8 protein-coding genes are annotated in these 12479 nt (G+C 65.4%); 4 read left to right on the top strand and 4 right to left on the bottom strand.

Annotated features, from left to right (window positions below; translation table 11 throughout):
* Positions 1 to 68 precede the first annotated feature (68 nt).
* The 4 genes from ABIB66_RS24850 to ABIB66_RS24835 form a co-directional block, all read right to left on the bottom strand.
* On the bottom strand, positions 69 to 839 hold the full coding sequence (locus ABIB66_RS24850; RefSeq protein WP_354207582.1) for a TIGR02186 family protein: 771 nt from the start codon (positions 837 to 839) through the stop codon (positions 69 to 71).
* A complete protein-coding gene (locus ABIB66_RS24845; RefSeq protein WP_275174587.1) occupies positions 836 to 1753 on the bottom strand; it encodes a sulfite exporter TauE/SafE family protein in 918 nt (305 codons plus the stop codon). The genes ABIB66_RS24850 and ABIB66_RS24845 overlap by 4 nt, the downstream gene beginning before the upstream one ends.
* 316 nt (positions 1754 to 2069) lie before the next feature.
* Positions 2070 to 5525: a hypothetical protein gene (locus tag ABIB66_RS24840; RefSeq protein WP_354255974.1), complete on the bottom strand. Its 3456-nt coding sequence runs from the start codon at positions 5523 to 5525 to the stop codon at positions 2070 to 2072.
* Positions 5526 to 5902: 377 nt separating this feature from the next.
* On the bottom strand, positions 5903 to 6493 hold the full coding sequence (locus tag ABIB66_RS24835) for a PadR family transcriptional regulator (RefSeq protein ID WP_354207586.1): 591 nt from the start codon (positions 6491 to 6493) through the stop codon (positions 5903 to 5905).
* A gap of 216 nt (positions 6494 to 6709) precedes the next feature.
* Between ABIB66_RS24835 and ABIB66_RS24830 the strand changes: the two genes are divergently transcribed.
* The 4 genes from ABIB66_RS24830 (at position 6710) to ABIB66_RS24815 (ending at position 12434) form a co-directional block, all read left to right on the top strand.
* Positions 6710 to 7096 (top strand): nuclear transport factor 2 family protein, encoded by a 387-nt coding sequence (locus ABIB66_RS24830; protein ID WP_354063570.1) that lies wholly within the window; start codon positions 6710 to 6712, stop codon positions 7094 to 7096.
* Between the two features lie 38 nt (positions 7097 to 7134).
* On the top strand, positions 7135 to 8925 hold the full coding sequence (locus tag ABIB66_RS24825) for an acyl-CoA dehydrogenase C-terminal domain-containing protein (RefSeq protein WP_354207588.1): 1791 nt from the start codon (positions 7135 to 7137) through the stop codon (positions 8923 to 8925).
* A gap of 67 nt (positions 8926 to 8992) precedes the next feature.
* Positions 8993 to 10201 (top strand): acetyl-CoA C-acetyltransferase, encoded by a 1209-nt coding sequence (locus ABIB66_RS24820; protein ID WP_354207590.1) that lies wholly within the window; start codon positions 8993 to 8995, stop codon positions 10199 to 10201.
* Between the two features lie 19 nt (positions 10202 to 10220).
* Positions 10221 to 12434: an FAD-dependent oxidoreductase gene (locus ABIB66_RS24815; protein ID WP_354207592.1), complete on the top strand. Its 2214-nt coding sequence runs from the start codon at positions 10221 to 10223 to the stop codon at positions 12432 to 12434.
* The last annotated feature ends 45 nt before the right edge of the window (positions 12435 to 12479 follow it).

The raw sequence follows: 12479 nt of genomic DNA, 5'->3' as shown, positions 1-12479 counted from the left end.
GCAGGCCTCTGGAATACTGGGTCGCCCGGTCAAGCCGGGCGACGACGAGAGGAGAGAGCGTTGCCCCCTCAATCCTTCCGAAACACGATCGAGGCCATCCAGCCCGTCATCAGCGCCATCGCGGCGGTGACGAGGCCGTAGATCAGCCCGTTCTGCCGCGCCGTCGTCGCGACGAACTGCTCGAAGCCGACCTTGACGATCTCGAACGCGGTCTCGGTCTTGCCGATGAACGCGCCGTCGGCAAACAGCTTGATCTCCACCTCATAGGTGCCGATCGGCACCTCCGCCGGCAGTGGAATGCCGGTGCGGAACAATGTCGGTGTCAGGAACGTCACCGCGCTCGGATCCTCGCGGTAGAGACCGCGCTGGGTGCGCAGGCGGATGAAGGCGGAGCGGAACGCGTCGTTCGGGACCACGTCGGCATAGTCGCCGCTGACGCGTTGGGTCAGCAGCACGTTGTTGAGCCCGATCTGCTGGCGCCGCGCGATCTCGGGCGAGGTGATCGCCGCGAAGGAGCGATTGGCGAACAGCGCGAGATAGCTCGGCACCTCCAGGAACTGGCGGTAGTCGGTGTTGATCCAGATCCCGAAAGTGCGCTCCTTGCGCCGCGTCACCATGTCGGCGCGCGGGCCCATCACGGTGACGACGAGATCGTAGCTCTTGCGGTCGACGGGCGTGGAGGCGTCCTTCTCGACCGAGCCGAACAGCACCAGCTCCTCGCCGGAATAGTTCGGCGTCACCGTGACGCGATGATTGGAGACCGACACGATCAGCCGCTCGGCGCGTGCGACGGAGCCGAGCAGCACAACGATCAGGACCGCGAGAGCTGTGCGCATCATCCGTTCACCCCCAGCTCGCGGATGGTGAAGAGGTCTTCGGGCCTGATCACCAGCTCGATCGCGAAGCGAACACCGACCGAGAGGATCAAGAGGCCGAGCAGCAGTCGCAACTGTTCGCCGCGGATCTTCTGGCCGGCGCGTGCGCCGAATTGGGCGCCGGTGACGCCGCCGACCATCAGGATCAGCGCCAGCACGGCGTCGACCAAATGATTGGTCACCGCATGCAGCAGGGTCGCAAACAGCATCGTGACCAGCGTCAGGACCATCGAGGTGCCGATCACCGTCGAGGTCGGCACCCGCAGCAGATAGATCATGATCGGCACCAGGATGAAGCCGCCGCCGATGCCCATGATGGCGCCGATGAAGCCGATCAGGATGCCGACGATCACGACCGGAATCACCGAGAGATAGATCTTCGAACGCTTGAACCGCATCTTCAGCGGCAGGCCATGGATCCAGTTATGGGTACGTCGTGGCGGCACCGCGCCGCGCCGGGTTCGCATCAGGGCGCGCAGGCCTTCGGAGAACATCAGGCTGCCGACGGTGGTGAGCAGCACGACGTAGGACAGTGCGATCATCAGATCGAGCTGACCGAGCGCGCGTAGCTGCGTGAAGGTCCACACGCCCAGCGCCGTCCCGGTCACGCCGCCGCACAATAGCACGCTCGCCAGCGCCGGGTCGATCGCGCGTCGCCGCCAATAGGCGAGCGCGCCGGAAAAGGACGAGGCGGCGATGTGGCTCGCGACCGAGGCGACCGCGACCGCCGGCGTGATGCCGATGAAGATCAACAGCGGCGTCATCAGGAAGCCGCCGCCGATCCCGAACATGCCTGAGACGAAGCCGACCGCCGCGCCCATCGCCAGCACGAGGAAGACGTTGACCGGAAGGTCGGCGATCGGGAGATAGAGCTGCATCGAGGGACCACGATTCCGGCGAGACGGATCGATTGCGCGGAATGCTCGCAGGAGGGCAGAACGATTCCCGCGTCCCTCAATAGCGGAATTCGGTGGCGGGAGGGATCAGGAATTTCGGGTGTGGTGAATGGGCAAGAGAGATCAGATCACGGCTTCGCTGCGAGCCGAGCATTCCGCCACCTTCTCCGCCGTCATGCCCCGGCTTGACCGGGGCATCCAGTACGCCGCAGCTTCTCCGTATCCAACCGGCGTCTCTGGAATACTGGGTCGCCCGGTCAAGCCGGCGACGACAAGAGGAGAAAGCGTACTAAACCGCTCAGCGCACCGCCGACGCCGCGCGCTTGGCGGCAACCGGCTTCGGCGCAGGCTTCGCGTTGGCCTGCGGCGCGCTGTCCCAGCCGCCGTTCGGGGCCGCAACGTTGACCGCGTCGTCGGGCTGCGGCTCGGCGCTGAAGGTCTGGATCGCGAGCTTGGCCGCCGCGAGCGATTGCGGGTCGAGCCGCTTGGCGACGTCGTCGCGCTTGGTTGCAGCGTCCGCATCGCCTTGGGCGGCGGCGAGGGTGAACCATTTGTAGGACTCGGCGAGGTTCTGCTCCACGCCGATGCCGCGGGCATAGAGGATGCCGAGGTTGAACTGGCTGTCGGCGACGCCGCGATCGGCGGCCTTCCGGAACCACAGTGCCGCGCTCTTGTAGTTAGCGCCGCGTCCGCCGCCGTCGGCGTCGAGCACCGCGAGATTGTGCATCGCCTTGGCGTTGCCGCGCTCGGCTGCTTGCGTGTAGTAGCGGCGGGCGATATCGGCGTCCTTCTTCACGCCGAGACCCTTCTCGTAGAGTGTCCCGAGGCGGAAGGTCGCGGGCACCACACCGGCCTGCGCCGCGCGGTCGTACCATTTGGCGGCTTCGTCGTAATTCGCGGCCACGCCCTTGCCCTCGGCAAAGCGCACACCGATCTCGTAGGCCGCGGTCGCATCGCCCTTCATCGCGGCGGAGCGCAAGCCGGGGCCACCGATGCCGTCAGGCAGCTTTTCGCTCGGCGGCACCTGGATCGTCGCGAGTTTCGCGCGGCTAGTGCCCGACAGCGCGCCGGTGACGTCGCTGGAGGCCGCAGGCGGGGTTGGCGCCGCGGTTTGCGGGATTTCGACCGAAGCGGTGCCGCTCGGGCTCGTCACGGACCCCGGCGCGGCATTGTTCTGCGACTGCTTTCCGATCGGCGTCGGCGAGGTCATCGAGGGCGTGACCTGCTCTGGCGCGGCGGGCTTGTTCTCAACCGGCGGCGGGGCTCGCGGCGCGGGCTCGCTCGACGTATTCTCCATCGCCTGCGGCGCCGGCGGCGCGCTGCTGCCATCGAGCAGGTTCATCGCCATTTTGAAGGTGCCGAGCACGATCACGACCACGCTCGCGCCAACCAGCAGCGAGCGGATCTTCGAGGTGATGGTCGAGCCACCTTCCTGGCCCTTGTCCTTGGCGCGAGCGATTGCAGCCTTGGCACCACGGGCCGGCTTCTCAGGCGGCTGCGCGGCGGCGGCCTGGGCAGCGCGGCGAGCGGCAGCAATGAAGCTCGACGACGACACCGGCTCCTTGGGCGCTGCCGGGATCTCGCTGATTGCACTTTCGGACGCAGCAATGCGCTCGGACGGCGTGGCGATACGTGCACCCGGCCTTGTGCCCGGCTCGAGCGGATGATCCGGCGGCAGTTCGGGCGCAAGCGCGGCGCGCGTGGACGCCGTATGCGGCTCCAGGATTTCGCTGATCGCGCGTGGCGGAACCGGCGGTGCCATCGGCATCGGCATCGGCGGCGGCGCTGCGGGCGCGGCGGCATGGAATTCGCGCGGCGCGGCGGCGAAGGCGGCTTGCGCCGCCTGCGCGGCGGCCGGATTGGGCAGCTCGGGCTTCGGATCGTATTTCGGGTGCTGCTGTTGCTGCGGCCGCGGCTCGTGCGCCATCGGCGCGGGAGCCATGGGAGCGGCCATCGGCATCGGCATCGGCTGCGGCGCGGGGGCGGGCGGCGCGGTGCGCACATTGCGAAGATCGCCCTCGATCATCGAGAGACGATCGACGACGTGGCCAAGTGCGTTGTGGACGGCCTCCAGCGAATCCTGGGTGGTCCGGTTGGTCTCGGCCTGGCTGAAGCGGATGTCGGAGAGCTCGCGCTTGACGAGATCGACCATGCCGGACTCGGCGGGCGGCGTGGAGTTGCGGCTCTCGGCCAGCGCGGAATAGGTCGCCTGCTGCCGCTCCAGGTGCCGCAGAATGTCGTGCAACCCGTCCTCGACGCGGCTGAAATTGCCGTTGCGCGGATCGGAGGCGGCCTCGAGCCGCTCCAGCAGATACGAGACCCGCTGTTCAAGATGAGCAAAGGTCGAAGCCGAGTCGTTGCCGACCTGCATGCGATCGAAACGGTCGGACAGGGCGCGGATCGCGCTTTCGAGATGCTCGCTGCTTTCGGATGGCTGGGGGCGCTCGCGCGTCTCCAAAGCCGCGGTGAGCGCCGCGATGCGCTGCTCCAGCACCGCAAAACTGTCGCCTTGGCCGGACGCACGGGTAACCTGGTCGACCTTGGACGAGAGCAGCTGCACATCGTCCGAGAGCCGTGCCAGCGCTTCGTTGGAGGCGACGTTGGAGACGATGCCGCGTAGCGCCGAGATCGCGCCCTCGAGCTGGCGGACCGTCGAGGGATCGTCATTGGCGCGCAGGATCAGATCGAGCTTGGCGCCGAGATTGCGGATCGCCTCGTCATAGCCGGTGAGCTGCTCGGCCGGCGTCAGCGTGCGGAGCACCTGCTTGATTTCGGACAGCGCGTGCTCGATGCCGGACAGGACCTGACCGTCGGTGCCGTTGGAGCGGGTCTCGTCGATGCGCCGATGCAGCGAGCGGATCTCGTTCTCGATCGATTCGATCGCGCGGCGCGGCATCGCCTCGGTGATGGCGTTGCGGATCTCCGCAAGCTCGCTGCGGAAGGTGTTGATCGCCTGCTCGGTATTGTCAGGGCGCTGGAGCGATTCGATCTGACTCGTGATCTTGAGCAGATGGCGCTCGAGCGCAGAGAAATCCGGCCCCGGCTGCGGTGGCGGCGGAGCGTAGGCAGGCGCGGGCGGCGCCATCGGAGGCGCGTAAGGAGCTGCGGCAGGCGCGATCGGCGGCGCGGCGCGCGGCGGCATCTGCCTGGGCGTAAAGCCGTCGAGCTCGCTCTGCCGTGCCGTGATCTCGGCGACTGCGACGTCGAACGAAGCGGGGCTCAGGGGTGGTGAGCTGCGATAGACCTGTGCTGCCGCGCGCTCGACCGCATCGGCTTGGCGCTGGCGCGTTTCGACGGGGGCCTGTCGCGGTGCCGGAGCCTGCTGCGGCTTCGAAATTTGCGACAGCCTTGCATCGAGCCGCGAGATCGCGTCGTTGAGCTGGCGCGCAACGCCCTGCTCGCGCGAGACGTCTTGCCGCGGAGTATCTTGTCGCGAAGAATCTTGCCGTGGCGCGGGCTTTGAAATTCGTTCGATCTGCTGGGTGATGGCGTCGAGCCGCTGGTGGATGTCTGCGACTTCGCGGCTTTCCTGGCTCGGCACGTGACTCGGGACGTGACTCGGGACTTGGCTCGGAACGTGCTGGGCTTGGGGACGCTGGTCGTAAAGTCCGCGAAAGTTCGGCGGGGCGGTCTCGCCGAGCGTGGAGTTCAGCCAATCGTTGAGTGACATGCCGGCGCGACGCGCAGCAGCTTCGGCCCGCTCCCGGACGGATGGATCGATGCCGTCAACACTCCACGATACGCGCGAATTCATGACTCTGTCCGGTTCCGACTCCGGCGCCCCACCCGGCGCCTCCAGTCTTCCCTCGCGTGCCGGTTGCAAAGACAATCGGATTTGGCGCGGGTCGTCTGCCTCGAAAACCGACTTTTGTCTGTTACGGTAAATAACGGGTTAAGGAACCCGTTGACGGTGTCTTAAAGTTGGGCGGCGGGGGGAATGGGAGGCGATCGTTGTGGCGCACGTCCGCTCGCCAAAATAACGGTGTCATGCCCCGCGAAGGCGGGGCATCCAGTACTCCGAGGCAGCGCGGCTAGGAGCGAGGCGCCGCGGCGTACTGGATCGCCCGCGTGCGCGGGCGATGACGGCGGCGAGGGTGGCAGCAGCACGCATAACGGTCGGGCTCGTCCCCCTCAGCCCTTGCCCTCGCGCTTGCCTTCCTCAAGCGGCACCACGGTGCCGCTTGCGCTCATCGCCGACAGGGCCTCGAGTGCCTCTTCGCAGAAATCGGCCACCATCTGCTCGTGCCGGGCGCCGAGCTGAAGCAGCAGCAGGTTACCGAGGTCGAGAACGCCCGACGCCGCCCCTTCCGGAAAGCGCTTCTTCAGGATGCGCTCGTAGTTCTCGTGGCGGTCGCGGTGGTGCTCGAGCCGGGCCATCAGGTCGGTGCGCATCGGCTCGAGGCCGATGCTGTCCAGCGCATGCAGCCGCACCAGGAGGTCGTCCTTGATGGAGGGGGGCGTGCTCGGCCGCGCGGCCCAGTGCCGCAGCGCTGTTCGGCCCTCCGGAGTGAGCGTATAGATCAGCTTATTGGGTTTGCCTGACTGCACGACCTCGCGGCCCTGGATGTAGCCGCGGTCGCGCAGCTTGGACAGCTCGCGGTAGATCTGCTGGTGGTCGGCCTTCCAAAAGAAGCCGATCGAGGAATCGAATGTCTTGGCGAGCTCGTAGCCCGTCATCGGACGTTCCGTCAGGCATGCGAGGATTGCGTCGCCCAAGGCCATGACCGGTCCTCCTGTTCTCGACCTTAACCAATTGGCTTGACTTTATGCGCATCGGCGCATATGCGTCAATGTGCATATGAGGTGACTCAAGAACGAGGGCAAACACCGCCCCAAAAACACTAGTAGAATCAACCTTGTCGCTACTGTGCATGGGGTTGTTTTCGCGCTTTTTGTAGAAGCCTTTAGTTCCCCTGGCCTTTAGGGAGGCACCCGAGAATGACCGGCCTCGATTCCTGGTACGGCTACATGAAGTCGCATGACCGGGCAGCGCTCTGGGACCTGCTCCATCCCGACGCCATCTTCGAAAGCCCCGTCGTGCACTCGCCGCAGCGTGGACGCGACATCACCTTCAAATATCTGGCCAGCGCCGAGAAGGTGCTCGGCGGTCCCGGCTTCACCTACGTAGGCGAATGGAAGAGTGAGAGCGGCGCCGTGCTCGAATTCAAGACCATCATCGACGGCATCGAGATCAACGGCGTCGACATCATCAGTTTCGACGGCGACGGACGCATCACGCATTTCAAGGTGATGGTGCGGCCGCTCAAGGCGATCAACATGCTGCATCGCCTGATGGCGGAACAGCTTGCCGCCGCTCAATCCTAAACCAGCATCATCACTTCAAGGCCTGCCGGGAGACCACCATGCCGATCTACAAAGCCCCCGTCGAAGACGTGAACTTCCTGCTCAACGACGTCTTCCAGATCGACCGCTACGACAATCTGGCCGGCTTCTCCGATGCGTCGAGCGACGTGCGCGAAGCCATTCTCGGCGAAGCTGCCAAGCTTGCCGAAGAGGTGCTCCAGCCGCTCAATCGCGTCGGCGATCTCGAAGGCTGCAAGCGCGCCGATGACGGCAGCGTCACCACACCGAAGGGCTTCAAGGACGCGTTCAAGCAGGTCGCCGAAGGCGGCTGGCTCGGCCTGTCGGCACCGACCGAGTATGGCGGCCAAGGCCTGCCGGTGACGCTCTCGCAGGCCGTCAACGAATTCCAGATCTCCGCCAATATGGCGTTTTCGATGTATGGCGGCCTCACCATGGGCGCGACCGCGGCGCTGATCGTCCACGGCACTCCCGAGCAGAAGCAGACCTACGTGCCGAAGATGGTGGCGGGCGAGTGGACCGGCACCATGAACCTGACCGAGCCGCATTGCGGCACCGATCTCGGCATGCTCCGCACCAAGGCGGTGCGGCAGGCCGACGGCAGCTTCAAGATCACGGGCACCAAGATCTTCATCTCGGCCGGCGAGCATGACCTCGCGCCCAACATCATCCACCTCGTGCTGGCCCGCATCGAGGGCGCGCCCGCCGGCATCAAGGGCGTGTCGCTGTTCGTGGTGCCGAAATTCCTCGTCAATGCCGATGGTTCGGTCGGCGCACGCAACGGCGTGGTCTGCGGCTCGATCGAGCACAAGATGGGCATCCACGGCAATTCCACCTGCGTGATGAACTACGACAACGCCACCGGTTGGCTGATCGGCGAAGAGAACAAGGGCATGCAGGGCATGTTCGTGATGATGAACGAAGCCCGCCTCGGCGTCGCCGTGCAGGGTCTCGCGCAGTCGGAAGTGGCGTATCAGAACGCGGTCGCCTATGCCCGGGATCGCATCCAGGGCCGTTCGCTCACCGGCGCCAAGGCGCCGGATAAGCCGGCCGATCCGATCATCGTGCATCCCGACGTGCGCCGCACGCTGCTGTCGATCCGTGCCTTCAACGAGGCCGCCCGCGCCTTCGTGATGTGGACTGCGCTGAAGAGCGACGTCGCCCACCGCTCCGAGGATCCCAAGGATCGCCAGGCCGCCGACGATCACATGGGCCTCATGACGCCCGTGCTGAAAGGCTTTCTCACCGATTACGGCTTCGCCAACGCGGTGCAGGCCCAGCAGATGTATGGCGGCCACGGCTACATCGCCGAGCAGGGCATGGAGCAGTTCGTGCGCGATGCCCGCATCGCCATGATCTACGAAGGCGCCAACGGCATCCAGGCGCTCGACCTCGTCGGCCGCAAGCTGCCCCGCGACGGCGGCCGCGCCATCATGGCGTTCTTCGGCGAGGTCATGGCCTTTGCCAAGGACAACGGCGGCGACGAGGCGATGAAGCCCTACATTACCCCGCTCTCGGCTTCGCTCGGCCATCTCCAGCAGGCCACGACGTGGCTGATGCAGAACGCGATGGCGAAGCCCGACAATGCCGGTGCCGCCGCGACCGATTACCTGAATCTGTTCGGTTTCGTTGCGCTCGGCTACATGTGGGCGAAGATGGCGAAGGTGACGCAAGCCAAGATTGCCGAGAGCGGGACGACGCCTTATCTCTCGACCAAGCTCGTCACCGGCCGCTTCTTCATGGAGCGGATGCTGCCGGAGACCGCCGCCAATCTCGCGCGCATCCAGGCCGGCTGCGCCACCATCATGGAACTGCCGGCGGAAGCGTTCTGAAACCGCTTTCGCTGCGACCCGTCCAAACCAGATCACGACCAGAACATCATCACATCAGGAGGGCGTCATGCCTGAGGCATTCATCTACGACCACGTCCGCACCCCGCGCGGCCGCGGCAAGGCGGACGGCGCGCTGCACGAAGTCACCGCGCTCGCGCTCGCGACCGTGCCGCTCAAGGCGCTCAAGGACCGCAATAACCTGCCGGAAGATTCCGTCGATGACGTCATTCTCGGCGTGGTCGATCCCGTCGGCGAAGCCGGCTCCGACATCGCGCGCTTTGCCGCGCTGAAGGCGGGCCTCGGAGAAGCGGTTCCGGGCGTGCAGATCAGTCGCTTCTGCGCCTCCGGCCTCGATGCCGTGAATTTTGCCGCAGCCCAGGTGATGAGCGGCCAGCACGAGCTCGTGATCGGCGGCGGCGCCGAATCGATGAGCCGCGTCGGCATCGGTGCCTCCGGCGGCGCCTGGCCAATGGACCCGTCGATGGCCGTGCCGGCCTATTTCATGCCGCAAGGTGTCTCGGCCGATCTGATCGCGACCAAATACGGCTTCTCGCGTGACGACGTCGACGCCTATGCGGTGCAGAGCCAGCAGCGGGCGGCGAAGTCCTGGGATGAAGGCCGCTTCGACAAGTCGGTCGTCCCGGTGAAGGACATCAACGGCCTCACCATCCTTGCCAAGGACGAGCACATGCGTCCGTCGACGACGATGCAGTCGCTGGCACAGTTGCAGCCGGCGTTCACGATGATGGCGCAGATGGGCGGCTTCGATGGCGTCGCGGTACAGTCGCATCCGGAAATCGAACGCGTCAATTACGTGCACCACGCCGGCAATTCGTCGGGCATCGTCGACGGTGCCGGCGCGGTTCTGCTCGGCAGCAAGGAAGCCGGCGGCAAGCACGGGCTGAAGCCGCGCGCAAAGATCCGCGCCTTCGCCAATATCGGCTCTGAACCCGCGATGATGCTGACCGGCCCGGTCGACGTCACCGAAAAGCTGTTTGCGCGCTCCGGCATGAAGAAGTCGGACATCGACCTGTTCGAGCTCAACGAGGCCTTCGCCTCCGTCGTGCTGCGCTACATTCAGGCCTTCGACATCGACAATGCCAAGATCAACGTCAATGGCGGCGCGATTGCGCTCGGCCATCCTCTTGGCGCGACCGGTGCGATGATCCTCGGCACCGTGCTCGACGAGCTCGAGCGCACCAACAAATCGACCGCACTGGTGACGCTGTGCATCGGCGGCGGCATGGGCACCGCGACCATCATCGAACGTGTCTAAGGGTAGGGGAGCAACCAGCATGGCTTACAAGAACTTCAAGGTTGAGACCGATTCCGACGGCATCGCGCTGGTCACTTGGGACATCCCGGGCCGTTCGATGAACGTGCTCGACGAGACCTCGACCAGCGAGCTCGATGCGATCGTCAAGGCGACCACGGCCGACGCCGCGGTGAAGGGCGTCGTCATCACCTCTGCCAAGGAAGCGTTCTGCGCGGGTGCCGATCTTTCCATGCTCGAAGGCATGAACCAGGCCTACGCGAAGGTCTTCAAGGAACAGGGCGAGACCGCGGCGAACCAGATGCTGTTCGAGCAGAGCCGGCGCTTCTCGCAGGTGCTGCGCTCGATCGAGACCTCCGGCAAGCCGTGGGCGGCGGCGATCAACGGCCTCGCGCTCGGCGGCGGTTTCGAGATCACGCTATGCTGCCACTATCGCGTGGCGGCGGAAAATCCCAAGACCCGCCTTGGCCTGCCCGAGGTCAAGGTCGGCCTGTTCCCCGGCGCCGGCGGCACGCAGCGCGTGCCGCGCCTGGTGCCGCCGCAGGACGCGATGACGATCCTGCTCAAGGGCGATCCGGTCACGGTCGAGAAAGCCAAGGCGCTGAATCTGATCCACGCCGTCGTTCCCCCCACCGATCTCATCAAGGCGGCAAAGGACTGGATCAAGGGCGGCGGCAAGGCAGTCGCGCCCTGGGACGAGAAGGGCTTCAAGCTGCCCGGCGGCCCGGTGTTCTCCAAGGCCGGCATGATGATGTTCCCGGCCGGCAACGCGATCTATCGCCGCGAGACCTACGACAATTATCCGGCCGCACGCGCGATCATGAGCTGCGTCTATGAGGGCCTGCAGCTGCCGATCGACGCCGCGCTGCGCGTCGAGTCGCGCTATTTCACCTCGGTGCTGCGCTCGAAGGAAGCGGCCGCAATGATCCGCAGCCTGTTCCTGTCGATGCAGGAGCTCAACAAGGGCGCGCGCCGTCCAAAGGATGTGCCGCCGACCAAGGTGAAGAAGATCGCCGTGATCGGCGCCGGCTTCATGGGCGCGAGCGTCGGCTATGTCTCGGCCCGTGCCGGCCTCGACGTCGTCCTGATCGATCGCGACCAGGAGAGCGCCGACAAGGGCAAGGCGCATGCGCAAAAGGTGATCGAGGAGCAGATCAAGAAGGGCCGCGCCAAGCCCGGCGACGCAGAAGCCCTGCTCGCGCGCATCACGCCGACCGCGGACTATGCAGCGCTGAAGGACGTCGATCTCGTCATCGAGGCCGTGTTCGAGGACCGCAAGGTCAAGGCTGATACCTTTGCCAAGGCGCAGGAGCATATGAAGCCGGACGTGATCTTCGCGTCCAACACCTCGACGCTTCCGATCACCTCGCTGGCGGAATCCTTCAAGGACCAGGGCAGGTTCGTCGGCATCCACTTCTTCTCGCCGGTCGAGAAGATGATGCTGGTCGAGATCATTCAGGGCAAGAACACCGGCGATCTCGCGATCGCGACCGCGCTCGACTACGTCCGGCAGATCGGCAAGACGCCGATCGTCGTCAACGACAGCCGCGGCTTCTTCGCCAATCGCTGCGTCGGCCGCTACGTCGCCGAAGGCAACGAGATGTTCCTCGAAGGCGTGCCGCCCGCGATGATCGAGAATTGCGCCAAGATGGCCGGCATGCCGGTCGGCCCGCTCTCGCTATCGGACGAGGTCGCGCTCGACCTCGGGCTCAAGATCATGAAGGCGACGGAAGCCGACCTCGGCCCCAACGCCATCAATCCCGATCAGAAGAAGCTGATGGTGGAAATGGTCGAGAAGCAGGGCCGTCTGGGCCGCAAGAACAGCAAAGGCTTCTACGACTATCCCGAGAAGGGCAAGGGTCAGAAGAGCCTGTGGCCGGGCTTGTCCGCGCTGCAGCCCAAGCAGCTCGACCCTGATACGCTCGACGTCGAGGAGTTGAAGCAGCGCTTCCTTGTGGTGCAGGCGGTGGAAGCCGCGCGCACGGTGGAGGATCACGTCATCACCGATCCGCGCGAAGCAGACGTCGGCTCGATCCTCGGCTTCGGCTTTGCGCCGTTCACCGGTGGCACGCTGTCCTATATCGACTTCATGGGCCCCAAGAAGTTCGTCGAACTTTGCCACAAGCTGGAAGCGAAATACGGCTCGCGCTTCACCCCGCCGAAACTCCTCGAGGAGATGGCCGCGAAGGGAGAAACCTTCTACGGCCGCTTCGCTCCGAAGAAGGCGGCGGCGTGATTCTCTGAACCGTAGCCAGGATGAAAAATACGAAAGGCCGGATTC

Origin of the sequence: Bradyrhizobium sp. F1.13.3 (assembly GCF_040548265.1) — a bacterium.
Classification (GTDB): domain Bacteria; phylum Pseudomonadota; class Alphaproteobacteria; order Rhizobiales; family Xanthobacteraceae; genus Bradyrhizobium.
Note: the sequence above shows the minus strand (reverse complement) of the source record. Positions and strands in the feature narration are given on the sequence as shown.